This is a genomic window from Pseudomonas sp. TMW22080, assembly GCF_022496745.1.
GTDB lineage: Bacteria > Pseudomonadota > Gammaproteobacteria > Pseudomonadales > Pseudomonadaceae > Aquipseudomonas > Aquipseudomonas bubulae.
In genome coordinates, this window is sequence record NZ_SCFF01000006.1 from 342,087 (window position 1) to 368,582 (window position 26,496).

Below are 26,496 nucleotides of genomic sequence, written 5' to 3' on the forward strand. Positions count from 1 at the left end.
CAATCATGTGGCTTCTTCGTGTAGACCTTGAGAGGTAAGAGCACTGAATGTTTGCTCAACCTTCGCGACCGATTGCTTGATGCTTTCGCTGGCGCATCATTTCTTCTTTGGTTTATTCGGCTGAACGCCGGGGAGGGGGGTAAGCCGTGGGACAATTTTGGGACACCTAATGCCCCAGGTAGGTATGAATGGCGATGCTTGAGTCTTTGGCTAAGTGACGGCTCCTCGCTGGACCGAGCCGTAGTGTTGAAGAGTTTGTCTCCTGTGGCTCGTAGTGGAGAAAATTTGGCTCAATAGGGGCTTGCTAGGGCCATCAGATATTCGGCATAGTGCCCAGCTGTGAAGGCATTTAGCCATGATTTAAAAGCTCAGGATATCATCCTGTTGTCCCCGTAAGTCTTGCGGATAAACACTGGAAAGGTGATGGCAGTAAATGCTACGGACGGGACCGAAACGGAAATTCATCTACGCCGCATCAGGGTATATCTATGTGATCGGAGGCTTGCTTGCCTCTTTAATAATATGGCTGATGGATATAGAAAAAGACGATAAATGGATTGAGCAGAAGCCAATTCTTTGGCTATTGATTGAGCGGTTTCAGGAAATATCCATTTGGCTGCTGAGTGCGGTAGCACTGGTCGTCGCCGCAACGGCCATCATGAAGAAGATGGCTGATCCCTGGGTCGTAGAAAAACTACAATTTATTCTGGATGAGTATCAAGATAAGGTTTTTAAAAACCTTAACGTACCGAAAGATCACAACCGTGTAACGCTATTCAAGTACAAGAGAAACCTTTTTTTCCGCAGACACTGGCTTGAGTCGGGTGTGTCCACTTGGGGGCCGTTCAAATCTCGCAGGCTCTGTGGTAACTACTTGATACCCTACATGCGTTCGGGGCATTTGACGTTAAGCACCAAAACCATTTTCTTCATTGATAGTGAAAATAGCGCGAAATCTCAAGGAGTCGCAGGCCAGGCTTGGTCCAATCGCGGGGTCGTGATTCTTCCTGATCTCCCCGAAATCACAAGAAATTCCAGGCCCAAGGCGAGAGAGAGCTATGCTACGGTGACAAAGTCATCGGTTCGCTTCTTGGAGCGGTACCTTGCTGAGGGGAGGACTCCCTCGCGAGCGATGGCTGCCATGCCAGTGGAGTGCAACGGCAAGCTGTGGGGGGTGATCGTATTGGACAGCCTTGACCCATTGGGGGTTACGGCTCAATCGGTCGAACACTACACGTTAACCGTGGCCCTGATAGGGCACCTTTTGGAGAGAGCCTGATGAAATTATCTAGCGAAGAATGGATTACTGTCTCCCAGCATGAGTTGAACGAAGTCGAATCTAAGGAGCAACGAGGCATAAAGTTACAATTTATGCTGTCACCTGCCGATCTTCCTATAGCGTGGAGAGGGTACCACTTAGCTGATACAACCGTTGTGGTGGAGTTTAAATATCTCTCTAGCAAAGAGTCCACGCTCATCGAACCCCAAGGGGATGGTGTTAGTATGGAAGTTGGGAGAAATAGCAAAAGAATTTATAGAATAATTCTCGATGTCATGAAGATTCCTTCATCAGGTGCAATCATGGTGTCGCGTGCGTCTGTTGCAATAGAACAAAGTCATGGCTTGAACAAGAGCAACTCAGAAGTGATTCAGAGATTTTTAACGTCCAAAAAATCTCGGCCCGAGTTACTTCAGATGATTGGTGCGTAGGCAAAAAGCTTTCTCCGCAGTGGGTTGTGGTGTCAGGCATCAACCCAGCCTCTAAATAGGTTCGCTTACTTAGATGGCTGGTGAGAGAGCTCTAACCTCTCTAACCGCTTCTGTCCAGTTCAAGGCGTGCCGGATGGGACGGCTTGTAGCATTCTCGAGTGTAGGTCAGGTCCTTTTCCTAGGATAGAGATTTGTGAGTTGGAAAGTTCGATGGGCGACGCTCCATGTTTTCATTGTCGTTTTCTCACTTGTTAAATTTAAAGGACTACCCACGTGCGCGGCCATATTACCTCTCAGCAAATCGAAGCTGCATACTCTGTGTCGTCCAAGGTTTTTGATAAAACGCTGTCGGTTGAAAGTGGAGTTAATAGCCTGGTTGCTGAAAATCTCAACTCTAATTCCGCGCGTGATTTCATCAATAATTATCGCGCTTTCAGGCAGGGTAAACTCTATCAGCGCACGCTAAGCCAGAAGGCAACGGACTACTTCCTCAAACGGATATCGATGGATAACGGTATCGATGATCTTAGCTTGGCGATTCAAGCGGTCACTCAACACATTAACTATTATGAAAATTTGACCAATACCAACCTCCCAAGCCTGAGACGTATCGTGGAGCGATACACTGCAGAGCTCATTCCGATGAATGTCCATGAGTATCTAGATTCATTTGAGCGTGACGTGTTCTCCTCTTACGCTGACGATTCTGCAGCTCGCGGTGCGCGACTCAAGAATGCCGCCTCGCAGCCCAAGCGACGTGCAATGACCGTGGATGTCTTTATTCGAAATCCAGACGTTGTGGCTGAAGTGTTACATCGCGCGAACGGAAATTGTGAATCATGTAAGCAGCCAGCGCCGTTTCACCGCAAATCTAATGGCAAGGCATATCTTGAGGTGCATCATAGAATTCGACTTGCAGATGGTGGCCATGACTGTGTTGATAATGCCGTAGCCGTATGCCCAAATTGTCACCGGAAAGCTCATTACGGCTGATGCGGATGAGGGGTCTAAAAGCATGCGTGACTTTTGCGTGACTCCCTCACGCACCCATGTGTTTCTATGGCTCTTCGATTGCAGCGAGCGCCAGAGAAAACAGCTACTTTTCAATGGGTTACCATGCCTAGGCGGGCATGGGGTGCTAGGGGGTCGAGTGTTCGAATCACTCCGTCCCGACCATATTATTCAATGACTTGGCCCAGCCTAATCCGTTGGGCTTTTTCATGCCTAAAAAAAGACCCCTACTTGGACCCTTACCAACCGGAAACTTGTGCCTGTTATTGCTCGCGGCAATCAGGGCTTGAAGTTTGAGTTTGTGCCCAGGCGAGCATTGCTGCCCAGCACATACCAGCAGTCCTCGTCGTTTATCTGCCATCTTTTGCAAAGCAGAGCCCGTGCCGGGTGATCGCGAGAAGGTGGTCAGTTGGAAGGTATGCCCAGCGGTGTAACAGCAGGACGGGAGACAGGCACAACAGGGACGTGGTAGGTATCGAAATGGCTAGGACCTAGGACTGCGTGCTGCTCGGCTGACAGGTAATCTGCAAAGCCTGCGTTAGCCTGTGCAAAGCGTCTTAGGGTTTGCCAGATGATCTTTGCCCGTTCGATTCTCAACGTCTTGTTGCGCAATACGCTACGGCCACCCAGTCGGTCACTGGGCCAAACACCACCGCAATACCACCCAGCACAATCAACAGGCGAGCAGCAGATCCTGACGCTTTATCGTTGCTCATCGCCTGATCGCCGAGCGGACCAACGTAATGGCTTGTGGTGTGTCCGTCGTCGTGCCGCCGCCATGCCTTAAACCCATGCAGTCCAGTCCCGGCGCTGATACTTCGAGTTAACTGTTGCCGAGTGTGCGCTTGTGCATTTCGGGCTCTCGATATTCGCGTTTGGGTGACAGCATGCGAGATGGCGCATGAGCACTAGATGGGTAAATTGGCAAGGGTTTATGAGGTTTATTCATCAGTCCGGTGGGCGTGCGACTTACTCGTCGCCAGTGCCTGCTGCGGTAGCCTGGCGGCTTGGTTGCGCAGGCAGCAGGTGGGGGAGGAGACAGGGGGGCAATGGCTCTACAACTCGCCCTCCAGATGATCAATGTCCTTGAAGCGCTCAACCAGAAAGTCGATCAGGCTGCGCACTCGTGTGGACAGGTGTAACTGCTGCGGGTATACCGCGTAAACATCGGCACGGGTCGGTGTCTGGTCTTCGAGTACTAGTCGTAATCGGCCGCTACGGACATATCTGGCGATGTCCCATTCAGCTCGCAGCAGAATCCCATGCCCCTCCAGCGCCCAGTTCAGGGCTACCTCACCGTCGTTGCAGCCCAAGGCGCCGCGTACCTTGATGTTTTGCGTACGGCCACCGTCGGTAAAGCTCCACACCCCGTAAGGCGTTTCGTTCTGCCGCAGGAAGATGCAGTTGTGCTGCTGCAAATCGCTCAGACGTTGCGGAGCACCGTATTTTTCCAGGTACAACGGTGAGGCGCATAGCAATCGGCGGTTGGAAGCGATCTTTCGCGCATGAAAAGCTGCATCCGCCAGTGTGCCGAAACGAATGCCAAGGTCAAACCCATGGGTCGTCAGGTCGAGCGGGTGATCGCTGATCTCCAGTTGTACTTCCACCTGCGGGTGTTTCTTGAAAAATGCGCCAAGGGCAGGACCGATGTAACGGCGTCCGAAGCCCAGCGATGCGTTGACGCGGATCAAGCCTTTTGGCTCAGCCTGGCTGCTGTTGATCAGCTGCTCGACCTCATCGATCTGCGTCAGGATCCGGGCCGCGTGGGAAAAAAGCAGTTCACCTTCTGAGGTCAGGCTCATTGAACGTGTGGTGCGATTCACCAGGCGTGCCCCCAATCGAGCCTCAAGCGCAGTGAGGCGTTTGCTCACTGCAGGCGGTGTGATGCCGAGCTCTCTGGCCGTGGCAGCCAAGCTGCCTTTGTTGGCCAGAAGATAAAAAAATGACAGATCCAGGGTTGGGCTCATTGGTAACTCAAAGTTATTTATGTAGTGATTCTGAGTAACTCACACTTATTAATTCACTACATATACTCCGTTCACACCCTGATTGAACAGACCGTTCGACAGGCAAAACAAGAACGTTTCGAGCGCGGAGTTGATCATGAGCACATACAAAATTGCAGCAGTTCCAGGTGATGGTATTGGTCTTGAGGTTATTGCAGCGGGTGTCGAGGTGCTGCAGGCTCTGTCGAAAAAATCCAGTTTCGAACTGGATTTCAAACACTTCGACTGGAACTCGGATAACTACCTGAAGCATGGTTACTACATTCCTGAAGGCGGGCTGGAAGAGCTAAAAACCTTCGATGCGATTTTCTTTGGCGCCGTGGGTGCGCTTGACGTCGCGGATCATATTTCCCTGTGGGGCCTGCGTTTGCCGATCTGCCAGGGCTTCGATCAGTACGCCAACGTGCGTCCGGCTCGTGTGTTGCCTGGGGTAAAGAGCCCACTGGTCAATGGTGACCAGATTGACTGGGTAGTGGTGCGGGAAAACTCCGAAGGTGAGTACTCCGGCAATGGAGGTCGCGTTCACCGTGGCCTGCCGGAAGAGGTCGCCACGGAAGTGTCGGTCTTTACCCGTGTTGGAGTCGAGCGCATCCACCGTTTTGCTTTCGAACTGGCGCAAAGCCGCCCACGCAAGCACCTGACCATGGTCACCAAGTCCAATGCCCAGCGACACGGCATGGTGCTGTGGGATGAGATTTTCTATGAAGTCGCGAAGGATTTTCCAGACGTTAAAATTGATAAAGAACTGGTCGATGCCGTCACTACGCGCATGGTGCTCAAACCCTCCACACTGGACGTGATTGTCGCTACTAACCTGCACGCCGACATTCTGTCCGATCTGGCGGCGGCGCTATCCGGCAGTCTTGGCATTGCGCCGACTGCCAACCTGAACCCGTCGCGCAAATTCCCTTCGATGTTCGAACCGATCCACGGCTCTGCATTCGATATCACCGGTAAAGGTGTGGCGAACCCGATTGCGACTTTCTGGACGGCAGTGATGATGCTGGAACACCTGGGTGAGGCCGCCGCGGCAAAACAACTGATGTCTGCCATCGAGGCTGTGACTGAAAGCGGTTTGCATACTCCTGATTTGGGCGGTACGGCCACTACACGGCAGATCACGGATGCAGTCATTGCGTTGATCAACCGTTGAAGCGTCCCAGCGATTCAAAGTAGTACTGCGGCACTACGTCAAGGGGCAGATTATTGGGTCTGACTCCTTGGCATTTCCTGACAACAATAAAAATCAGGGCCCTGTCATGAAAAGAATATTCGGCAAACTTTATATACAAGTACTTATTGCGGTCGTTCTTGGCGCTATCGTCGGTGTGCTGGTTCCTGAAACCGGGGCTGCACTCAAACCCTTGGGCGATGCGTTTATCAAACTGATCAAAATGCTCCTCGCGCCGGTGATCTTCCTGACTGTCGTCACGGGTATCGCACGCATGGAAAACATGAAGGAGCTTGGGCGGGTAGGCTTTCGTGCCTTGATTTATTTCGAGGTTGTGTCGACCCTGGCGCTCGTGGTCGGCCTGGTGGTGGTCGATGTATTCAAGCCCGGCGCAGGCATGAATATTGATGTCGCAAGCCTCGATACGTCGAGTCTCGCCACCTATACCTCGGCGGTGAAGCATGATTCATTCATGGACTTCGCCATGAATATCATCCCCGATACCATTGTGGATGCCTTTGCCAAGGGTAATGTGCTGCAGATCTTGCTGTTTTCCGTCCTTCTGGGTGTCGCCCTGGCCCAGGTCGGACCGCGCGGGAAAATCTTTGTCGATGCACTGGATAGCTTGATGCAGGGCATGTTCCGCATCGTCAATATGGTCATGCGACTGGCGCCTGTCGGTGCGTTTGGGGCCATTGCATTCACAATCGGCAAATACGGTTTCGGCTCGCTGTTCTCCCTCGGCAAGTTGATGGCCTGCGTGTACTTGACCTGCGCGGTGTTCGTGATCTTTGTTCTGGGGCCCATATGCCGGTACAGCGGTTTCAGCCTGTGGAAATTCCTTAAATTTATCAAGGAGGAGTTGTTCACCGTACTGGGCACCAGTTCTTCGGAGTCGGTGTTGCCGCAAATGATTTCAAAAATGGAAAAGGCCGGAGTTTCCAAGCCTGTCGCCGGGATGATCATTCCGTCCGGCTTGACCTTCAATCCGGACGGTCAGGCGATTTATTACACCATCGCTGCGATTTTCATCGCCCAGGCAACCAACACGCCGCTTACCCTCACTGATCAATTGATCGTTCTGGCCGTCTTGATGTTCACCTCCAAGGGGTCGGCAGGTGTCACCGGCTCAGGGTTTATTATCCTGGCCGCCACCTTGTCTTCTTTGGGGACCATCCCGGTTGCGGGAATGGTGCTGCTGCTGGGAGTTGACCGCTTTATGTCAGAAGCACGTGCGATCACCAACACGATTGGCAATGGTGTCGGAACCATGGCAATTGCCAAGTGGGTCGGGGCGCTGGATACCGTTAAAATGCACAAGGCGTTGAATGGTGAAAGAGGGGAGCCTGAACCAGAGTTCGTACACGAAGAGGCTGCTCATCCCTCTGGTCCAGTGATGGGTAATGCCTTGCAGCCCAGCCTTGCAAGTGCCTCCCAGGTATAAATGTGTGTTGCTGAAGTGCTCGGGTAAGGGTATTCGTGCGGCCCAGGCGCACGAATACCTATGCAGCGAACGCCTGTTGCTGGAGTCCCGTATTAACTGGCGCTGAGTGAGTCCAGCTTGAATGGGGTGCTAGGGTTCGAGTGTTCGAATCACTCCGTCCCGACCCTATTGATTTCACTGATATTCAGGGCCGGAACCATATCCGACCAGATCACATCGGCGTGGTCTGTCTGGTGGTTCTTGGTCATATATCGCAACTCGTGGCAACACGGCCAACCACAAATATTGAGTGACCGAATCAATCGATGACCAACCAGGGGGCTGGTACTTGAAGTAGACGGCCACTGCACTGTGTTCTGCAGGAGCCCCTTAGAGCTGCTTCAGGGTTTCCTGGGTGATGGCTTCGAGTCCGGATTCGGTGATGGTTTTCCAGTCAGTATCTGTGGCCACTTTCACGTTCTCACTGACCAGCGTTTTTACGGTCTGTACAGGTGTACCAGGGGCTTTTATCTGCAACAGCGACTTGTTGCGTAGCACCTTATCGAGTACCCCCTCAGCCGAATACCATGACCAGAATTCGATGATGTTCACTTTTACTTCACTGACATCACGGGCACCGGGACTACTTACCACCTCGTATCCGGCCTGCCGGTAGGCAGTGGCTACGGCATTACCCACCAGCTCTGAAACTGTGCGCCCTTCAGGCAGCAGCACGTCGCCGATCGCCATATTGAAGTTATTGCGCTTACGCGCGATGGCCCGCTCGGTAATCGACTTATCGTCGATCTCGTCGTACTTCAGTGAAGGTATGTCGGAGCTGGAAGGTTTGATTTGAAAAACTCGATCATCCACGGCGCTGATATAAACCTTTTTGCCATTGCTGGGGGCCGGTGTCTGAGTATCACCCGGCCGTAAAACATCCACTTCTGCCCTGTTGGTGGCGCAACCGGCTAACAGTACCAATGCCGCAACGGCCAAAATTTTTCGAACCATCATCCTTACTCCCTTTTATATTTGGCCTTCATAGGCTTGTCCAAAAGCTGGCGAAAAAGAGTGTAGAAGACAATGTGCAGCTCAACCGCCTAGCTGAATTGCGCGGTTGAGAGAGCAAGCAGCACGAAAGCAATCGGCTCTGGCCCTAGCCTTTTGCTCGTAATCTCTGAACCCGCATTTCGCGGTTTTTTTGTCTTGAGGAAATGATGATCAGCAAGACCGTCTCGGTCATCTGCTGCAGTCCATTGAAGATTTTTTGACCACGCCTCGGAGCTGACCCGACTTAAAGTCGTGAACGTGCTGCGCGGGCGTATCAACTCCGGGCACCTTTCAGATGCCCTTATCTCTTCTCGAGTTGGGCCGCAATGTCTGTGGCCAGTTCGATGAAGGCACGTGCAGCTGAAGTCTGGTAGGCCCCTTTGCGCTGCATCAATACGGCGGTACGGTGCAGTCGCTGAGGGCTTAGTTCAATGGCAAACAGCCCCTGATGTGCAAGCGCGACGGTTGCCGGTAACAGGGTCGACAGTGTGGTCCTGCGCACCACTTCGATGACTGCACCGATAACATTGGCCTCCATTTTCACCCGCGGGGTAATGTTGTGCTGGCGACAGTAGCGGTCGATCTGCTCGCGAGTGGCAAACTCTTCGCTGAGCAGGATCAGTGATTCGGCACTCAGAGCGTCCAGGTCAATAGCACTCTGTCCAGCCAACGGGTGTCTTTCCCCAACCACCAGCGCGAGGGCTTCTATCAGAAGCGGCTGGGTCTCTATGTCCTGAGAGTGCCCGTCCTCGAAAGCGATACCCACGTCCAGCTCATCGGCCAGCAGAAGCTCCTCCATCTGTTCTTGAGCGATCTCACGCAGGTTCAAGGTGATATTCGGATATCGGCTGTGAAAAGCTTCGACCAGTGGTCCGACCAGATATGTGGTGAACGTCGGTGTCAATGCAACCCTGAGTGCCCCGCGACTCAAATCGCCCACGTCATGGATTGCACGCTTTCCTTCCTCCAGTTCCTGCGATGCCCGGCGTGCATAGCGTAAATACACTTCGCCGGCGTCAGTCAGCCGCGTCGTACGTCCCGATCGGTCAAATAACTGGGCAGAAAGACTTTCCTCAAGTTGCCTGACTTGCTGTGACAGCGCGGGCTGCGAAACATGCAGCGCAGCAGCTGCTTTCGTGAAGCTGTGGTGTTGCGCCACAGCGAGAAAGTATTTGATGTGACGTGCCAGCATGCTCATAGCCATAAGATTATCTGATGTTCTCCATCATAAATGAGACTTTTACCTTATGTCACGAGCTCCGTAATCTCTGCTCCAACGCATCGCGATCAAGAGGAGTCACCATGAAAGACATCATCGATGGTTTTCTAAAGTTTCAACTTAACGCTTTTCCGGAACGCGCCGGCCTGTTCAAGAATCTGGCTAATCAGCAAAGCCCACGGGCGCTGTTTATCTCCTGCTCTGACAGCCGATTGGTTCCGGAACTGGTTACGCAGCGAGAGCCCGGCGACCTGTTTGTCATTCGCAACGCCGGCAACATCGTGCCGCCCTACGGCCCTGAGCCTGGCGGTGTGTCGGCCTCGGTCGAGTATGCCGTTGCTGCCTTGCAAGTCTCCGACATCGTTATCTGCGGGCACTCTGATTGCGGCGCAATGACTGCCATTGCCACCTGCAAGTGCCTGGATCACATGCCCGCAGTGGCAGGCTGGTTACGCTACGCCGACTCCGCTCGAGTGGTGAATGAAGCGCGTAAACATAAGGACCCACACAGCAGTGTTGAGGCGATGGTTCGAGAAAACGTGATCGCCCAGTTGGCCAATATCCGGACGCATCCATCGGTACGCCTGGCCCTCGAAGAGGGACGCGTAGCACTGCATGGCTGGGTCTATGACATCGAGAGCGGGCGTATGGATGCTTTCGACAGTAGCACCGGCAAGTTTGCGCCCCTTGTGGACAACCCGGGCGCACGTGCCGCTCCCTATCAACAGAAGCAATCTGCTTGAACTCGTTTATTACCCCAGGAGATAACACCATGATCCAGTCCCAAATCAATCCAGGTTCGCGTCTGGCCCTGACCGAAGTCATCCTGCTGGCTAAAGCCCGGAAAGACTTGTCATTTGCCCAGATCACCGATGGCACAGGGCTCAGCGAGGCGTTCGTCACTGCCGCGCTGCTCGGCCAGCATCCCTTGCCCAAAGCAGCGGCCACGGTAGTGGGTGAAAAGCTCGGCCTCGATGTTGATGGCGTGGCGCTGCTGCAAACCATCCCGATGCGCGGCAGCATCGACAACGGTATACCGACCGACCCCACTATCTACCGCTTTTACGAGATGCTGCAGGTCTACGGCACCACGCTTAAGGCGTTGGTCCATGAGAAGTTCGGTGACGGCATTATCAGTGCTATCAACTTCAAACTGGATATTAAAAAAGTCGAAGATCCAGAGGGTGGGTCGCGTGCAGTCATTACCCTGGATGGTAAATACCTGCCCACCAAGCCTTTCTGATAGTTGAGTGTCTCGGCGTCGTAATACGACGCCGAGTCATGAAGCGCTACATTGACCCTGTAAGTATTGAAGGGTATTTGCGTCACGTGATACCCCCAGGTGTTTGAACATGAAAATTTTATTGTTGGCAGGGCTCAGTAGCTTGTGCACTGTGGCTTTGGCTGGGCAGCCTCTAGCAGATAACGACATTCAGGTAGAGCAGTACAGTTATTCACAAGACCTTGATATCGCAAAAGTCATTTCGATGGGTGAAGTGCCAAATGTCTGTGAAGTGGTGCCTGCGCGTATGATGTATGAAGACTCCAAGGGGCATAGGCATATTCTCGAGTACCGCGTAATGGGGAATGGTTGTTCTAACGGTTAGTGTGTGCTTCCCATCCATGCCGTAAATATTTAATACGTCTTTTAATTTTATCCTGCTGATTCTGGAAACTATTGCGTTCCTTTGCAGCTCTGTCGTGCGTGCTCATGGGAAATGTGCTGGCAGTCATGAAGCAGGCGCAGCATGACCTCCAGAGGTCGATGCTCGAGAAACGGAAGTTGTCTGAATTGAGGAGTGAGGTTTATGGATCTGATATTTCGCAATGTACGCATTGCCGATGGAAAGCCTTTAACCGACGTCGCCGTACACAATGGGAAAGTTGCCATTATTTCCCCGGGAATTACAGTGCGGGCACGGCAGGAAGTCCAGGGAAATGGAAACGTATTGATGCCGGCTTTTGTCGAGGGGCATCTGCATCTGGAAAAAGCCAATGTCATGCACCGTAAGGTCAATCGCACCGGAACCCTCAAGGAGGCGATTGCCGTTACAGCTGAGCTTAAACCGATGTTGACCCGGGAGGATATTCTCGAGCGTTCAACGCAGGTATTACGCTCACTTGTGCAGGCCGGTACTACCCATGTACGCGCACATGCCGAATTTGACCCCTCACAAGGTTTCACAGGGTTTGATGTTGTCCTGGAGCTACGCAAGAAGTTTCGCGACATGATCGACATTCAGGTAGTTGCCTTCCCACAGGAAGGCATTTTCAAACTACCGGGAATGAAGCACATGATGGTTGCGGCGATGGAAAAAGGTGCCGATGTCGTCGGCGGTATTCCCTATAACGATCGTTCACCCTTCGAACATATTGATTATGTTTTCAGCCTGGCTAAACAGTTTGGAAAAGATATAGATTTCCATCAGGATTTTGCCGACACGGCAGAGAACATGACCATTGAATACCTCGCGCGCAAGACCATCAAGGAAGGGTATGAAGGCCGCGTCTGCGTAGGTCATCTTACGAGCCTTGGAGCCGTAGCAGCGGAACAGCGAGTGGGTATTATCAGCCTGATCCGTGATGCAGGAATCAGCGTAATGTGCCTGCCAGCCACCGACTTGCATCTCGGTGCTCGAGGCGACAGCCATAACGTCCGCCGCTCACTCACGCCCGTTCGTGCGTTGCGAGACGGTGGTGTAAATGTCTGTTTGGCCACGAACAATATACGCAACGCTTTTACCCCGTATGGGACAGGCGATCTGCTCAATATTGCGCAATTGGCAATGCCTGCATGCCACCTGGGTGGGGCCGATGATCAGGCCACAGTATTGGGAATGCTCACAACTAATCCCGCAAAAGCCCTGGGGCTGAATAACTATGGGCTGGAAACCGGCAAAAATGCAGACCTGGTGCTGGTGGATACCCAGTCGGTCGCCGGGGTTATCCTCGACTTGCCGGCTCGTCTTATGGTGTTGAAGCGCGGGAAAATAGTGGCGACATCAAATTACAACCGTTCGATAGCCTTCTGATCGTCCCCGCCTGCCGGATCAGTAACGGATACCCATGTGACACTCAGTCAATCTGTCGTCTTTTGATGATCGACGACAATCGCGTGTGGACGGGTGTAACGGCTGCGGATTTATCGCCTAGAGATTCAGGCCTCGTGCCACTATTTCAAGCGGGAAGGTCGGCAATATGTCGTCGCTTGCTCTGTTTCAGCTGGGCGAGAAGTCGTGGATGCATGCATTGCCCGCCAATGGCAAAGGCATGGCTTTTATGCGGTCATGCCTGAATCCCGATCTTGCCTGCTGAAGCTTGCATCGCGCGCTTCTCTGTTAAAGGGGCAAAATAGGGCGGCGTACCGGTTGCCTGGAAATAAAGAAAGTAGTGCCCGGTGTCGGCCAATATAATTCGGTGCAGCTCTGATGGGCGCATGCCGTTTCTAATCCAAATGCTCTCTTTCAGGATTTCGTAAGTACGGACCCCGTGTTGTTGCATTGTGCTTTCGAAGGTTAGGTAGAGTTCTTCTCTGATACGCCGGTCGTTTTGAACACCCGCTCGCAACATAAAAAAGCTAAGCACACCCACAACTACAACCACAACCAACAAAAAAGTCCAGCTGGCGATTGCTCCCATGCTTTGCGCTCCCTGCGAGCTCACGTGGTATGAGCATCAGTGTAGACAGGGTTTGGCACTTGGCTTAGCTGCGTGTCAGGCTGCGTTATGCAGCCTCAGGTTCGGAGCACGCAAGATTTACGCCTGCTCTGCCTCGTATCGCATCACAACGTGTCGTTGCACACCAAGGCCGCAGATCGACAGCACTACTTCATCCCCCGGTTCCAGCCATTCCGGATGTGGCTTCATTCCCATCGACACGCCAGGCGGGGTGCCGGTGATGATCACATCCCCAACATCGAGGGTCATGTAGTGACTGCAGTAGGAAATAATCTCTGCAACGCTGAAGATCATGGTCTGGGTGTTTCCTTCCTGTCGCCGTTGGCCGTTGACTTCCAGCCACATTGGCAGGCTCTGCGGATCCGGGACCTCATCACGGGTCACGAGCCAGGGACCCAGCGGCCCAAAGGAGTCGGAGCTCTTGCCTTTGTCCCATTGCGAGCTCTGAAACTGGAATCCACGATCGGAAACATCATTGGCCACGCAGTAGCCCGCCACATGTTCAAGTGCCTGGGCAACCGGAACGTAACGGGCGCGCTTTCCGATGACGACCCCCAGCTCAACCTCCCAGTCCAATTGCCTTGAGTGGGGAGGTTGTACGATGGGGTCATCGGCCCCGCTGATGCAACTGACCGGTTTGAAGAACACCAACGGTTCGGACGGGATCGCAAGACCGGCCTCTTCGGCGTGGTCCAGGTAGTTCAAACCAATTGCGATGAACTTGCTGATATCGCTTATCGGTGGCAGGTAGCGAACCGGGGTCGAAATAAGCGGAAGCCGGTGTTCGTCAAGCTCACAAAGCCGGGCAAGTTCCGTATCGGACAAGCACGCGCGCGAGACGTCATCCACATGGGCTGATATGTCCCGCAGCTGTCCCGATGAATCGACCATGCCCGGATACACGCCATCATGCTTAACATAGCGAAAGAGCTTCATTGTTGTCTCCAGTTGCAGTATCAGAATATGCACAGGAACCGAGCGCGCCAGGCACCAGGCTGGTTGCGGGATACAAACCCGCAGCCACTGTCAGTCATGCTTCATTGCACGCAAAGTGCGGGGGAGGGGCATCTCGGTTTGCATGCCACAAGGACCCAGTAGGTTCGCGGGATCAATCACGCTTTTCGGTGAACAATCGCACTACGCTTGTCATGTTCCGGTCGCCCATTCCGCGCGCTGCTGCGCGCTGGAAAACGTTATGTGCTGCGGCAATTGTGGGGGCGTTCTCTGCTGATCCTGCTTCCTCGAGCGTGTAGCCGAAGTCCTTTTCAATCAACGCCACGGGGAACTGCGGGGCGAAGTTCTCCGTCATCATGCTCCCTGAAAGATAGGCAGCAACCGGAGGCCAGACGGAGGTGCCCGCCATGGCTGCCAGCACTCGCGATGCATCGGCTCCGTTTCGCTCCAATAACCCGATGACCTCTGCCAGGCCCGTCACCTGTATTCCCAGCATGGCGTTGGTGGCAAGTTTCGCCAAAGCGCCATGACCCAGGCCGCCGACGTGATGGACTGAAGAGCCCATGACGCGTAGCAGAGGCAGGCAGCGCTCCAGGACTTCTTCCTCTCCGCCTGCCAGATAGGCCAGCTGCCTCGCATCGGCCTGAGCACGGGATCCCGATACCGGCGCTTCCAGCAGCGCCACCCGGGCATGCTGCATGTGGGTGCCGAGCTCCTGGATCCAGCCCGAAGTGAGTGTCGAACTCTCGATGGCGATTGCTCCCGCTGCCATACCAGAGAGGGCGCCGATCTCGCGATCCAGCCAGACATGGCGAGACGCATCATTGTCACGCAACATTGCAATGACGAACTCCGCACCTGCGCTGGCTTCTCTTGGCGTGCGCGCGTGGAAGGCCCCTTGCTTGACAAGCGCTTCTGCTGCATCGGGGGTTCGATTCCAGACAGTGACTGTGTGACCTGCAGCAAGCAATTGTGAGGCCATGCGCGACCCCATGGCGCCGAGGCCCAGGACTGTGATTCTGCTCATATGCTTTGTTCCATTTCAACGTGTAAGGGGGGAGGGGCTGACAGAACTCGGTGGTTGTCAGAGGTTGCGCGACTATGAAGATTGGCGACTCACCAGGATCACCGCCAAGCCTGCAATGGCGAAACAGGCGGACAGGTACGCAATGGGTTGCGGTCCGGCAAGATTGATCAGCAGTCCGCCCAGCAGCGAGCCCAGGCCGATGGCTGCATTGAATACAGATACATTGATGGACGTGGCTGCGTCGGCTCCGCCTGGAATCCTGGAGGCCTCCTTGAACACCAGGGTCTGCAGCAGCACCGGAAGTGCGCCATATGCAGCGCCCCACGCAGCAAGCACAGCGAAAATGGCGGCATGACTGACCGCTGCCGCGTTCATGCATGACAAGCTTGCGGCAAGGAGTGCTGTTACCAGACCCAGGCTGGTTCTTGGTGCCCTGGACGCGAACGGGCCCACGGCGAAGTTGGTAATTACACCTGCCGCGCCATAGACCAACAGAAGCATGCTGACCTGTGCAGGGCTCTGGCCGGCAATCTGCTCAAGGTACGGAGACACGTAGGTGTAAGCCAGAAAGTTGCCGGTGACGACAAGGGCGGTGATCCCGAAAACCACAAGCAAGGGGCCACTTTTGAGCACGGCTGACATCGCCCCTCGCTTGGCAGCCTTCGAGATGCGGACCGCCGGAACTGACCATGCGATCAGCGTGAAGACGACCAGGCTGAGTATCGAGAGCGCAGCAAACACGGAGCGCCATCCATACATTTCACCGAGCATTGTGCCAGCCGGAATCCCCAGCACCGTCGCCAGCGAAACACCGCCAAAGACAATCGATGTAGCTCGTACTGCGTTTCGTGCAGAGACCATGTGCACTGCGGTGACCACCGCTGTCGACCAGAACACGCCGATTGCACCTGCGACCAGAATGCGTCCAAGGAAAACGACGAAGTAGTTTGGCGCCAGGAAGGTGATCAGATTGCCGATACAGCAGACCGCCAGCAGACCGGCCATCAGTGTCTTGCGGTTGAGCGATCCAAGCAGGCCAGTCAGCGGCGCTGCGGTCAGAGCGACCATAAATGCAAAAATTGTAACCAGATAACCTGCGGCGCCGAGCGAGACATTCAGGCCAGCGGCCATCGCTGGCAGCACGCCTACGGGCATGAGCTCGGTGCTGACAAAGGAGAAGCAGCCGAGGCTCAGGGCAAGAACAGCCGCTATCGCCTGTGCCCTGGATACAGTTACCCCATGAGGGTGTGGCGTTGCGGGTGCGTGGGCACTTGCCGGCGTAGTAACGGCCTGATGCCTTATGACTTTCGATTGCATGGGCGTATCTCTGTGAAATTCAAAATAAAGGTCGCAAAGGTGAGGTTTTTCAAGGCCAAGCCGTGCGTGCACCCGGTGTACTGTGGCGACCGGCATGCCGACTGATGGGCCATGCGAACTTATCGTGGGGGAAACTCAATGCCTGAGAGTTGCGCACAAGCGGCCAGGTATCGCTCTTGAAGCGCGGGGTCAAACGCAGCGCTGTGAACTTCTGCCGACCGCTGGTGATAGAAGTAGTCGCCGGTTACGCGCGCTGCAGTGCCTGCAGCGAGCCACGCCTGGGTGCGGGGCGCGAGGTCAAGGTCATCCGTAGCCTCAGGGCCGCCCATCTTCGTGGCAACCCAACCTGGTTCGACGCAGTTGGACAGCACGTCTGGCCAGTGACGCGCGGCGGCAAAAGCAAGCAGGACCGCGTGAAGCTTGGAGTCCGAGTAGGCCTGCATCCCGGACCAGCGTCGCGATTCCCAGGTCAGGTCGCTGAGAGAGGGATTACCCTTCAAGTGAAGCCTGGAGCTCATGTAGACCAGGCGCTTGGGTCGCTTGACCATGGCGGTCAGAATGTAGGGCGCCAGAGAGTTCACGGCAAAGACATGGGGCAGGCCGTCCACTGTGGCGATGCGCTCGCGCTCCTGGAAGCCGACAGCGGCATTGTGAATGATGGCATCGAAGGGGCCCAGTTCATTGATGCTGGCAGCAAGCGCCTTGGTTTCTGCGATGCTGGAAAGGTCCCCGACGAGTGCCGTCTGCGCGCCGGGAACTTGAGCGATGGCATGGGCCGCCCGGGCGTGATTTCGGGCATGCAGCACGACCTGATGACCGTTGGCCACGAGCAGGCGTGCCGCCATTTGACCCAGGCCGTCGGAGGATCCGGTAACGAGGATGCGCGTCATTGTCATTGCTCCGGTGAATGCCACGTCGGGGGTGGCCTCAATGGGGTGTAGGGTCGGCATGGGGTAGCCGACTCAGCGTTGGAGCAATGTTGGGATTTCGGGCCTTATAATGCGATAGCATGGCACGCATAATATTCATGCGCGGGAGTCATCAATGAGGGCATTAAGTTCCCGGTTGCTGGAGGGCGTCGACGTTATGGCGGCTGTCGTTGATGCGCGCAGCTTTGGCGGGGCTGCTGAGGTACTGGATATGTCTCAATCTGGCGTGAGCAGGGCAATAGCCCGCCTGGAGAGAAGATTGGGCATCCGAGTGTTCGAACGCACGACGCGATCAGTGAGGCTGACCGACGAAGGGCGCAGTTTCTACGAAGAGGTGATGCCTCTGATCGATGCGCTTGCCGAGGCGACAGGCAGCGCCGCCAGTGATGCGCAAAAGGTTCGTGGCCGGCTGCGCGTCAACGTGGACCCGCTATTTGCGAGACTGATCCTCGGTCCCCGATTGGGCGCGTTCATGGATAGCCACCCTGAGCTCGAAATGGAGCTGCGCAGCAAGGAAGACCTGGGTGATTTGATCGCGGATGGTTTCGACATCGCGATCCGCTTCGGCCATCCTCAGCCGTCGTCGTTAGTGGCGAGAAAACTCCTCGATACGCGAGTTTTGGCCATGGCATCACCGGCTTATCTTGAGCGTTTCGGCCATCCAAAGGACCCTATGGAGCTCGAGACTTCGGACCATCGCTGCATCCTGTTCAGGGAGCCAGTCACCGGCCGCCCGTTTGCCTGGGAGTTTCATCAGCGCCGCAAGAAGGTCACAGTCAAGCCGCAGGGCATGTTGACCGTCAACGATCCGGGTACGGTCTATAGCACATGCTTGGCCGGGCTCGGTATTGCGCAGTTGTTCGAGTTGGGAATTGAAGAATATACCTCTTCCAGGCAGCTTGTTCAGCTGTTTCCCGATTGGTCGGAGCAGCGTTTTCCGCTCTATGCATACTACCCGTCGCGACATCATGTTCCCGCAAAGACTCGCGCGCTTCTTGATTTCGTCGCAGGCCTGGTTCGCTGATTGAAACGGGTTGGGCCTGCATCAGGAGTAAGCAAGCCGCTGCGTGCTACTTCAGTCTTGCAGACAAAACCCGTTTTTTAAATCACTTACACAAGTAACTACGTCTCCGAAGATCGTATTCAGATGCAAAACTACTGGCTCGATCTTGAGTGAAGAAAGTTGGAGCGATGTTTATTAATTATAGTTTGGATATTTAGGTGTAACTGTCAGGTGGTGTTCAGGTTGTCATGTTTGAGTTACAGTGTTTTCTTCCTTCGAAAAACGTATGTCCCGGTAAGTGCTGGCAATATATATTGAATTCGCCCGACTTGGGTGGGAAGGGGCAGGGGAAGTGCTGCAAGTTACTTTTCAATTGCACCCGGTTGAGGACTGGCGTGCAATTAAATGACGATATCCATGCGCGGGCCGAGGCCGTCGACGAGTAAAGAGATGTCGGCACGTATCTCGCAGCACGCTTTATGAGCGTCGACTACGGCTTTCACTTCACGACAGACAAGGCCTCTTGCTTCCTCTCTTTTTTCACAGACCGTTTCAGCTGTCAGTGTCAGCCGGCCGGAGAACGTGGTTTCAACAGTGGAGAGTTTGTTCCAGTCGGAATTTTCTATATTGGCAATCCCTTTTCTGACTTTGTCAGCTGCTTTGGCTGCAGTGTCAGTATCTCCTGTCGGAGAAATTGAATAAGTGAATAGGAAGTAATATTTTGTCACTTTGCTTGTCCTTGTGAGAAGTTCGATTTACAAGTCGTGCGCCGTGCTCGACTTATAAAGACAGTAGCACTTCAGGTGGGGAGGGGAGTGCTGTTCTTTAGCTTGGCTGGGTGGAATAGTGTGTGTGATTGTTTATGCTGTTTTATCGCTAACCATGTTCCGTCAATAGAATCGGTTTCCGAGATCGGTATTGAGCCAGGAACAGCCAGGCTGCGCATCAGGGGCGCTTCCGATCCGCAGTGGGTGAAGTTCATCTTGCAGGAGTTACTGCGATAAGTGCCTCACCTGCGAGCGCTCATATTCGATCTGATTTGGGAGCAAGTGTGCTCGTGATGACATCGAAAAAACATTCGATGTTCCCCCGATTTTTCTGGGTATTTTGCGGCTTTGGGTCGGTTTTAAAGCTTGATGAAACGTTTCATCAAGTCTATAAAAAGGCACAATTCCAAGAAAGGCTGTTGCCATGACCCCGCTCAAACTCTTTGTTGCCCTCACTACACTGTCCGCAGCCTCCCACGCCATGGCCTGGGACTATGTTCTGCTCGACACCGACCATGGCGCCCAGAACTGGCAGATCAGCAGCCAGCAACTCGGCGTAAAAACCGATAAACCCTTCAGCATCACCTTGCGCACCTTGCACGGTGGTCGGCAGGAGGGCGTCAGCATTGTGGACATCGATAACGGTACGATGAAACTCTCGGTAGTGCCTACTCGCGGAATGAACGTCTTGCAGGCCTCGGTAGGTAATGTGCGCATGGGCTGGGATTCGCCGGTCAAGGAAGTGGTCAACCCGTCCTTTATCGAACTTAATGGTCGTGGTGGTCTGGGCTGGCTGGAAGGTTTCAATGAGCTGGTCACCCGCTGTGGATACGAATGGGTCGGCCACCCAGGAGTCGACAACGGCGAACTGCTGACCCTGCATGGTCGGGCCGCTAACATTCCTGCAAGTAAAGTCACCCTGCATATCGATGAAAAACCGCCGTATGCCATCACCCTGCGCGGCGAACTGAAAGAGCAGGCGTTCAAAAAGGTCGATTTTTCCGTCGCTACCGAATTGGTCACCGAGCCCGGCAGCGTAGTGTTCTCCCTCAACGACACCCTAACCAACAACGGCGACTATCCAAAGGAATACCAGGCGCTCTATCACAGTAACTTCAGCACCCCGTTCCTGGAGCAGGGCGCTCGTTTCGCCGCACCGGTGAAACAGGTGTCGCCGTTCAACGACAAGGCCAAGGACGATCTGCCCGACTGGCAAACCTACCGTGCACCGACCAAGGACTACGACGAAACGGTTTACAACGTGGTGCCGTATGGCGATGCCAAGGGCGATACGTTGACCGTGTTGCATAACAAGGCCGGCAGCCTGGGCGTTTCAGTCGGCTTCAATACTCAGACACTGCCGGTGTTTTCCCTGTGGAAAAACACCGATACCCAAGGCCAGGGCTATGTTACCGGCTTGGAACCGGGGACAAGTTTTTCCTACAACCGCCGTTATCAGCGGCCACTGAATTTGGTACCAACAATTGGGCCGAAGGAACACAAGCAGTTCCACATTAGCTATAGCTTATTGGCGGATAAGGTGGCTGTTGATAAGGCTTTGAAGCGAGTGAGCGACATTCAGGGTGGGCGGGAAACTGAGGTACGGCAAACGCCATTGGTTGATCTGACCAAGAGATAGCACCGGCTAGAGCACCGTCGGCCGATATGGCGCAGCCTCGGCCAAATGTTCGCACCTTATTCCTCGGTTTGTTCAAGGTCCACCGGTGTGTACGGGATTTACATCTTCTTCGCCGCCGGTTTGCTGCTGTTGGGCGGGGGGCTGATGCCGATGGGGCAACGCGCAGGCAGAGGCCAGCGCGTTGAGGCTATCCCCTTTTCAGGACGCCAGGCACTCGGCGCAGGTAAGGGGTAGCGAGGCATCAAGCCTGTGGCGTACAGGCATTTACGGGTTCAGGTAAGCACTCAAACGCTCTACCGCAAACCCCTCGAAACCTTTCAGCGCATCGCTGGCCATCAATTGCTCCTTGCCGTTGAACTCAACCACGGGCACGTAAAAGCAGGCATGCTGGCTGATCTGGTCGACAGGGATTTTTTGCTGGCCCACAAAGGGAAAGCCGCAGCCCATGCCCAACAGCTGCAAGCGAACCACCTTGAGTTTCTGGCCTACCACCGAGGCGTCACACATCTCCCAATCAATGTTGCGTTTTTCCAGTACATCGGCCACCGGCTTGTTACCCATTCGGATAAAACTCTCGGCCTCCATCGCGAAGTTGATCGGGTTGTCCGGGTCAGCGCAAACGCTGGCCACACGCGTCACCTCGAACTCGCCGCTGCCTTCAAGTTGCGCCGGAAACTTGCTTTTCTGGCCTTCAAACCCGGGGTACGTCGTTGGGAACGGCTTGCTGGGCATGAGCTCTTTGACCGTCATACCCTTGGGCATTTCAGGGGTGGCAGCCATGACCACAGAGGGCAAAACGGCAGAGAGGAGGGCGAGGAGGGCGTTGCGTTTCAGGGCTTTGTTCAACATCTATTCCACCTTGGAAAGTCAGAAGTTACATCCTGTTGCGTAATCTGAGTCGTCCCGGCCTTGAAGGCAACCCCCACCCAAGCGTCTCTCAAGTTGTTTGCCTGACCTCAGCCCTCTCTGGCTCAGGCACTCTGCGCAGCCGCGAGGCGTAAGGCAGCAGGAACGCTACCGTGAGTGCCGCGAGGGAGAGGTTGCCGAGCCAGGCAACGGCACCCATGGGCCCGCCCCAGGTTTGAATACAACAGGCCAAGCTGGCCAGCAGGGCAATCCAGCCGGTGCAGCGTAATGTTCGCAGGACGACAGGGGCGGGCGTGGGTTGCCTGAGCTGTTTGTAATACCGCTCCAGCCCCAGGCACAAACCCAACATGCCGCCACAGGCCAGCAACATACCCGCGATCAAGGCAAGGTTCATCTCAATGCTGCTCCAGGGTGTTAGAGGATTTACGCGGTACTGCTTGTCTGGCCGGTTGTCCTGTCTGCCAGGCTGCCCAGGCCAGCAGCGCACCTATCACTACGAGGGTGAGTTCCAGGTAGAGCCCGTCCCCTCGATTGACAAAAATCAGATTCAGCAGGGGCAAGCTCAAACACATCAAGGCCGCGAGGCCCAACTGTTCGCGCCAGGCAGCGAGTCTGGGCCTGACGATGGCATGGCCCAGACTGGCAAGCCACACCAGAAAGAAAACCCGCACTTCCCATTGGTCACGCCCGGCCCATTGCAACGGCAGCAACCGGTTGGCCCACAGCAGTGCGATAGATGCCAGCACCAGCCCGGCCACGACCGCTACGTTGATGCGTTCGGCAGCGTGATACAGCATCGCACCGATCACCCCTTCGCTATCGTGACGACGGCGCCGTTTGACGGTAAACAGCACCACACCGGTGGCCAGCATGGCGCAACTGGCCAGGCCGCAGACAAAGTACAACCAGCGCATGGGATAACCGCCGAACTGGGCGAAGTGCAAGCCGGACATGACTTTCTGGGTCAGCAGGCTCGGTCGGCTCTGCTGCGGTTGCCGCAAGACTTTGCCCGTAACGCCGTCGAACACCATGCTGGCGCCCTTGGTCAGCTCGATACGATTACCCAGAAAGGGGCGCGCTTCAATGCGAGCATCACTGCGACCGGGATGTTTAATCGACAGTCCGGAAACCGGCCCCATGCTTCGCTCGGCTTCGGCCAGTAAAGGTCCTATGGCGGTCAGCGGTGCAGGCTGGGAGACGGGGTGAAGAGGCTCGCCACGCCCTGGCCTCTGTCCCTCACGGCGTGCACCCGCAGTGGCGACGTCTTGCTTGCCGGGTGTGTGATTGTGTTCTGCACGCTGTTCAGCAGGCGCCCCGCGTAGCGCTCCACTGGCCGCGACACGATCGCCATCGAACAGTGCGTCCATCGCCGCGGGCATGTAGGTCAGGTAAAAAATCACCAGGCCGGTGTAGGTAATCATCAGATGGAAAGGCAGTACCAGCACACCGGTGGCGTTATGCGCGTCCAGCCAGGAACGTTGGCCCTTGGCCGGGCGGAAGGTGAAAAAATCCTTGAAGAATTTTTTGTGAATGACGATGCCGCTGACAAGTGCGACGAGCATGCCCATGGCGGCCAGGCCAACCACCCAGATGCCGATATTGCGCGGCAGGTCGAGGGTGAAATGGAAGCGAAAAAAGAACCCGCCACCCGCTGTCTTGCGGACGTCAAGCGGGGCGCCGCTTTCCGGGTCCAGGTTCACGCCACCGCCACGCCGTTGTTCACCGCTGGAGACGGTCAGCCCTGATGATCGCTCGGTGGGCAGGCCGATGTTCCAGGTGCTGGCGTTCGGTTGTTGCGCGTGCAGATAGTCGAGTGCGCGTTGTGCGGCTTCGCTTGGCGTGAGCGTGTGGGCCGGGATTTCCGGCCGCATCCAGCTATCAATTTCCTTATCAAACACTGCGAGGGTGCCGGTGAGGAAGATTGCAAACAGGATCCAGCCGAAAATCAGCCCGCCCCACGTGTGCAGCCAGGCAAGGGACTGGGTGATGGTTTTGCTTTTCATCCCGGTATCTCCATCCAGTGCGGCCAGAAACCGATCGCCGCCAAGGGCACAGCCAGGCTTAGCCCGGCCCATGCGCGGCGGGCACTGCGGCAGGCAAATGCCCAAAGAATCGCCAGGCTGTAGACCGCAAATGACACCAGGCTGGCCGTCACCAGCGCATCGACTTTATTCATCGGCAGCAAGCGCGCAAGTGCCGCAGTGAAGGCGTAAGTGAACAGGTAGCCGCCGCACAGCGCCGCAAGGATACGCGACACTGTCGGGCCGTAATGGGGGGGTGTTTTCATCTGGCATGCTCATCAGTTCCCGGCACGATACCGGAGTATTTTTATCAAGCTGTACGCCAACGCCCAGCCTGGTTAGCGGCTGAGCGTTGGGTGGGTGATCAAGTGCGCCTGTGAGCGCGGGGATCAGAACGAGGTGCTGATCGATGCGTAGAACGCGCGCCCCGGCTCGTTGTAAGTGCTGGCCCCGGCTGTGGTGCCCGAGCCCTCGCGGTACACGCGCTTGTCGAACAGGTTGTTGATGCCGGCACCGAGCGACAGGTTCTTGTTTACCTGGTAGGTCCCGCCAACACCCCAGATATGGTAAGGGTCAAGGGTTTGCAGCTCGTTTGTGGCGATGACGGCAACATCACGTGTCGGGTTGAATACCCGCGGCTCTTGCTTGCCGTAATAGGTCCCGGTCAGGCTCAGGGTAAGTGCCTGCGTAGCCTGCCAGTCGAGCATGGTGTTTACCGTGTACTTGGGCACCACCGACAACGGGTTGCCGTCGCCGTCCTTGTTGGACTGCATATAGGTGAAGTTGGTGTTCCAGCTCAGCGTATTGCCATTCTCACCGAGCAATGGAATGCCGACGTTTCCTTCCCATCCCTTGACCACGGCATCCTTGGCGTTATCCCATTGCAGGATGGCCTCGTTGGCCAGGGTCTTGTCGACCAAATCGTTCGAAGCCACGATTTTGTTGTCGTAATCATTACGGAAGTAGGTGATCCCGGCGGTCCATCCATCCCGGGCAAAGCTGATGCCCAGCTCTTTGTTAATGCTGATCTCGGGCTCGAGGTTTTTATTGCCCAACACATAGCAACCCGTGCTGAGCAGTGTGGGTGCACACCCGTTGCCGTTACTGCGATACAGGTAGTTGGGGTTCAACTGGTACAAATTCGGCGCCTTGAAGGCGCGGGCAATACCGCCCTTCAACGTGATGTCGTCGGTCAACATGTAGGAACTGTTCAGGCTCGGGCTCCAGTTGGCGCCGAATTGATCATGATGGTCCAGGCGCAGCCCGGGCGTCAGGAACCATTTGGGGCTCAACTCGATATTGTCTTCCATGAACAAGGCCATGATCGTCGCGTCCATATAGGACGAGCGTGCACCCAACGCCGAGTTGGGCAATGTGGTGCCGACGGCCCGGTCGAAGGTGCTCGGGTCGTCCAGCTCCTGGCGATTCCATTCCGCGCCGAGGGTCAAGGTTTGTGGCAGCAGCACTTGCAGGGGGATGTTCAGTTCGCCCTGGAGCAAGTAGCTGTCATAGGTACTGGTACTCTTGTCTGCGTTGGCGCTGATGTCACCATCGACCGCACCGGTCTGGCCTTCTTGCAATCGGTTGTTGCGGGTTTTCTCGTATTGCGCCAACACCCGTGATGTCCCGAACGCCCAGTCACCCCGATGGGTAACGGAAAAATTCTGCCGGTACATGGTGTTGGTTTCACGCCCCAGCCATTGGTTGATCGTGCTGCCGGGCGTCTGCGAGTCTGTTCCCCCGGTGCCGACATCCCCGGTGTAAATATTGCCTTGCCGGCTAAAACCGGTCTCGAAATCGAGGGTCTGCTGATCGTCCAGCGCCCAGCTCAACAACGCGTTGATGTCTTTATTGCGGACCCCTTCGCGGCCGGCAGCCAATGCAGAACCGGAGGCGGTGTCGGTGTGCGCGAGGTTGATATCGGAGTCGTCGGCGTCAGTCTTGTTCAGGTTGCCGTAGACACGAAATGCCAGCGCTTCGCTCAGCGCGCCGGAGAGGCTGAACGTGGTGCGTTTGGTCATGCCTTCGGCATCGTCCTCGGGCAGGTTGGTGTACGCCGAGAGCGAACCGCTGAGTTCCTGTGTCGGGCGCTTGGTGATGATGTTCACCACACCCCCCATCGAGCCGGAGCCGTAGCGTGCGGCCGCCGGGCCTCGCAGCACCTCGATGCTCTCGACTTCGTCAGCCGGCACCCAGTTGCTGTCGCCACGGGTATCGCGCTCGCCGGAACGGGTGTAACGCACGGCGTTGCGTGAGGTCACGGGCTTGCCGTCGATCAGGATCAGGGTGTTCTCCGGGCCCATGCCGCGCAGGTCGATCTGGCGGTTATTGCCACGTGTACCGCTGGCGCTGTTGCCGCTCAGGTTGACCCCTGGCATTTTGCGGATGATATCGGACAGGTCATTGACGGGCGGGCGTTTCTTGATGTCTTCGGCCGTGATGATCGATGCCCCGGGGGCTTGCTTGAGCTCTTGCGCGGCAGTGGCCACAACATGGGTATCATCGAGTTGCAAGACATTGTCTGACGCCGGCGCCGCCAGCAGTTCGGTTTCGGCCAGCGCAGCGCCGGGCGAGCAGGCCATCAAGGCGAGGACAAGATGATTGAGCTTGAATCGCGGGTACATCGACAACACTCCTGTTAGTGGATGAGCCCAATGGAGTGTCTGAGCATCCTGTCAGCAGGGGGCTCGGTTAAGCCTGA

Annotated in this window: 25 protein-coding genes and 1 pseudogene; 11 read left to right on the forward strand and 15 right to left on the reverse strand. The window is 55.4% G+C overall.

All coding sequences use genetic code 11. The features are described from left to right. Nucleotides 1-529 precede the first annotated feature (529 nt). The 3 genes from EQV96_RS21415 to EQV96_RS21425 all read left to right on the forward strand — a co-directional run bounded on the left by EQV96_RS21415 (nucleotide 530) and on the right by EQV96_RS21425 (nucleotide 2,703). A complete protein-coding gene (locus EQV96_RS21415) occupies nucleotides 530-1,279 on the forward strand; it encodes a GAF domain-containing protein (RefSeq protein ID WP_240882376.1) in 750 nt (249 codons plus the stop codon). Then, complete coding sequence (locus EQV96_RS21420) at nucleotides 1,279-1,710, forward strand: hypothetical protein (RefSeq protein ID WP_095002895.1); 432 nt, start codon at nucleotides 1,279-1,281, stop codon at nucleotides 1,708-1,710. The genes EQV96_RS21415 and EQV96_RS21420 overlap by 1 nt, the downstream gene beginning before the upstream one ends. Nucleotides 1,711-1,983: 273 nt before the next feature. After that, entirely contained in the window at nucleotides 1,984-2,703 is a 720-nt protein-coding gene (locus tag EQV96_RS21425) for an HNH endonuclease (RefSeq protein ID WP_212551714.1), read from the forward strand. 733 nt (nucleotides 2,704-3,436) lie between these two features. On the opposite strand, the pseudogene EQV96_RS21430 reads toward EQV96_RS21425, so the two are convergent. Together EQV96_RS21430 and EQV96_RS21435 are read right to left on the reverse strand one after the other, a co-directional pair. Further along, nucleotides 3,437-3,574: pseudogene (locus EQV96_RS21430) on the reverse strand (aldo/keto reductase); the annotation flags it as partial. 202 nt (nucleotides 3,575-3,776) lie between these two features. Beyond that, entirely contained in the window at nucleotides 3,777-4,688 is a 912-nt protein-coding gene (locus EQV96_RS21435) for a LysR family transcriptional regulator (protein WP_095025354.1), read from the reverse strand. A gap of 136 nt (nucleotides 4,689-4,824) precedes the next feature. Between EQV96_RS21435 and EQV96_RS21440 the strand changes: the two genes are divergently transcribed. Continuing rightward, nucleotides 4,825-5,880: a tartrate dehydrogenase gene (locus EQV96_RS21440; RefSeq protein ID WP_095020746.1), complete on the forward strand. Its 1,056-nt coding sequence runs from the start codon at nucleotides 4,825-4,827 to the stop codon at nucleotides 5,878-5,880. Between the two features lie 106 nt (nucleotides 5,881-5,986). After that, entirely contained in the window at nucleotides 5,987-7,342 is a 1,356-nt protein-coding gene (locus tag EQV96_RS21445) for a dicarboxylate/amino acid:cation symporter (RefSeq protein ID WP_095020745.1), read from the forward strand. Between the two features lie 369 nt (nucleotides 7,343-7,711). On the opposite strand, the gene EQV96_RS21450 is transcribed toward EQV96_RS21445, so the two are convergent. Together EQV96_RS21450 and cynR are read right to left on the reverse strand one after the other, a co-directional pair. Further along, nucleotides 7,712-8,335, reverse strand: coding sequence for a flagellar biosynthesis protein (locus tag EQV96_RS21450; protein ID WP_095002953.1), 624 nt, complete (start codon nucleotides 8,333-8,335; stop codon nucleotides 7,712-7,714). A gap of 340 nt (nucleotides 8,336-8,675) precedes the next feature. After that, nucleotides 8,676-9,566, reverse strand: coding sequence for a transcriptional regulator CynR (gene cynR / locus EQV96_RS21455; protein WP_095020744.1), 891 nt, complete (start codon nucleotides 9,564-9,566; stop codon nucleotides 8,676-8,678). A 110-nt stretch (nucleotides 9,567-9,676) separates the two neighbouring features. Here cynR and EQV96_RS21460 point away from each other — a divergent pair, with 110 nt between their 5' ends. From EQV96_RS21460 to EQV96_RS21475, 4 genes are all read left to right on the forward strand, one after another. Continuing rightward, the gene (locus EQV96_RS21460) at nucleotides 9,677-10,336 is read left to right on the forward strand and encodes a carbonic anhydrase (protein ID WP_095002890.1); all 660 of its coding nucleotides are present in this window, start codon (nucleotides 9,677-9,679) and stop codon (nucleotides 10,334-10,336) included. A gap of 29 nt (nucleotides 10,337-10,365) precedes the next feature. Then, entirely contained in the window at nucleotides 10,366-10,836 is a 471-nt protein-coding gene (gene cynS, locus EQV96_RS21465; RefSeq protein WP_095002889.1) for a cyanase, read from the forward strand. 109 nt (nucleotides 10,837-10,945) lie between these two features. Continuing rightward, nucleotides 10,946-11,200 (forward strand): DUF2790 domain-containing protein, encoded by a 255-nt coding sequence (locus tag EQV96_RS21470; RefSeq protein ID WP_095002888.1) that lies wholly within the window; start codon nucleotides 10,946-10,948, stop codon nucleotides 11,198-11,200. A gap of 201 nt (nucleotides 11,201-11,401) precedes the next feature. Continuing rightward, complete coding sequence (locus tag EQV96_RS21475) at nucleotides 11,402-12,625, forward strand: amidohydrolase family protein (RefSeq protein ID WP_095032064.1); 1,224 nt, start codon at nucleotides 11,402-11,404, stop codon at nucleotides 12,623-12,625. Nucleotides 12,626-12,878: 253 nt separating this feature from the next. Here EQV96_RS21475 and EQV96_RS21480 read toward each other — a convergent pair whose 3' ends face one another. The 5 genes from EQV96_RS21480 to EQV96_RS21500 all read right to left on the reverse strand — a co-directional run bounded on the left by EQV96_RS21480 (nucleotide 12,879) and on the right by EQV96_RS21500 (nucleotide 17,459). Next, nucleotides 12,879-13,232, reverse strand: coding sequence for a hypothetical protein (locus tag EQV96_RS21480; protein ID WP_095025357.1), 354 nt, complete (start codon nucleotides 13,230-13,232; stop codon nucleotides 12,879-12,881). Nucleotides 13,233-13,349: 117 nt separating this feature from the next. Then, nucleotides 13,350-14,207 (reverse strand): fumarylacetoacetate hydrolase family protein, encoded by an 858-nt coding sequence (locus EQV96_RS21485; RefSeq protein ID WP_240882377.1) that lies wholly within the window; start codon nucleotides 14,205-14,207, stop codon nucleotides 13,350-13,352. 172 nt (nucleotides 14,208-14,379) lie between these two features. Continuing rightward, nucleotides 14,380-15,252, reverse strand: a complete 873-nt coding sequence (locus tag EQV96_RS21490) for an NAD(P)-dependent oxidoreductase (RefSeq protein WP_095018612.1) — start codon at nucleotides 15,250-15,252, stop codon at nucleotides 14,380-14,382. A 72-nt stretch (nucleotides 15,253-15,324) separates the two neighbouring features. Then, nucleotides 15,325-16,569 carry an MFS transporter gene (locus EQV96_RS21495; RefSeq protein ID WP_095018613.1) on the reverse strand — a complete coding sequence of 415 codons (1,245 nt, stop codon included), beginning with the start codon at nucleotides 16,567-16,569 and terminating at the stop codon, nucleotides 15,325-15,327. A 119-nt stretch (nucleotides 16,570-16,688) separates the two neighbouring features. After that, the gene (locus EQV96_RS21500; protein ID WP_095023716.1) at nucleotides 16,689-17,459 is read right to left on the reverse strand and encodes an SDR family NAD(P)-dependent oxidoreductase; all 771 of its coding nucleotides are present in this window, start codon (nucleotides 17,457-17,459) and stop codon (nucleotides 16,689-16,691) included. A gap of 154 nt (nucleotides 17,460-17,613) precedes the next feature. Between EQV96_RS21500 and EQV96_RS21505 the strand changes: the two genes are divergently transcribed. Next, the gene (locus tag EQV96_RS21505) at nucleotides 17,614-18,522 is read left to right on the forward strand and encodes a LysR family transcriptional regulator (RefSeq protein WP_240882378.1); all 909 of its coding nucleotides are present in this window, start codon (nucleotides 17,614-17,616) and stop codon (nucleotides 18,520-18,522) included. Nucleotides 18,523-18,902: 380 nt separating this feature from the next. On the opposite strand, the gene EQV96_RS21510 is transcribed toward EQV96_RS21505, so the two are convergent. After that, nucleotides 18,903-19,229, reverse strand: coding sequence for a hypothetical protein (locus EQV96_RS21510; protein WP_133145014.1), 327 nt, complete (start codon nucleotides 19,227-19,229; stop codon nucleotides 18,903-18,905). A 463-nt stretch (nucleotides 19,230-19,692) separates the two neighbouring features. Here EQV96_RS21510 and EQV96_RS21515 point away from each other — a divergent pair, with 463 nt between their 5' ends. Then, nucleotides 19,693-20,907 (forward strand): aldose 1-epimerase family protein, encoded by a 1,215-nt coding sequence (locus tag EQV96_RS21515; protein WP_240882379.1) that lies wholly within the window; start codon nucleotides 19,693-19,695, stop codon nucleotides 20,905-20,907. Between the two features lie 264 nt (nucleotides 20,908-21,171). Here EQV96_RS21515 and EQV96_RS21520 read toward each other — a convergent pair whose 3' ends face one another. The 5 genes from EQV96_RS21520 to EQV96_RS21540 all read right to left on the reverse strand — a co-directional run bounded on the left by EQV96_RS21520 (nucleotide 21,172) and on the right by EQV96_RS21540 (nucleotide 26,419). Continuing rightward, nucleotides 21,172-21,756 carry a hypothetical protein gene (locus EQV96_RS21520; protein ID WP_095002878.1) on the reverse strand — a complete coding sequence of 195 codons (585 nt, stop codon included), beginning with the start codon at nucleotides 21,754-21,756 and terminating at the stop codon, nucleotides 21,172-21,174. Between the two features lie 88 nt (nucleotides 21,757-21,844). Continuing rightward, entirely contained in the window at nucleotides 21,845-22,168 is a 324-nt protein-coding gene (locus EQV96_RS21525) for a DUF3325 domain-containing protein (RefSeq protein WP_240882380.1), read from the reverse strand. Nucleotide 22,169: 1 nt separating this feature from the next. Beyond that, complete coding sequence (locus tag EQV96_RS21530; protein ID WP_240882381.1) at nucleotides 22,170-23,777, reverse strand: PepSY-associated TM helix domain-containing protein; 1,608 nt, start codon at nucleotides 23,775-23,777, stop codon at nucleotides 22,170-22,172. Continuing rightward, nucleotides 23,774-24,061 (reverse strand): DUF3649 domain-containing protein, encoded by a 288-nt coding sequence (locus EQV96_RS21535; RefSeq protein WP_218723124.1) that lies wholly within the window; start codon nucleotides 24,059-24,061, stop codon nucleotides 23,774-23,776. The genes EQV96_RS21530 and EQV96_RS21535 overlap by 4 nt, the downstream gene beginning before the upstream one ends. 123 nt (nucleotides 24,062-24,184) lie before the next feature. Continuing rightward, nucleotides 24,185-26,419, reverse strand: a complete 2,235-nt coding sequence (locus EQV96_RS21540) for a TonB-dependent siderophore receptor (RefSeq protein WP_095002874.1) — start codon at nucleotides 26,417-26,419, stop codon at nucleotides 24,185-24,187. Nucleotides 26,420-26,496 lie beyond the last annotated feature (77 nt).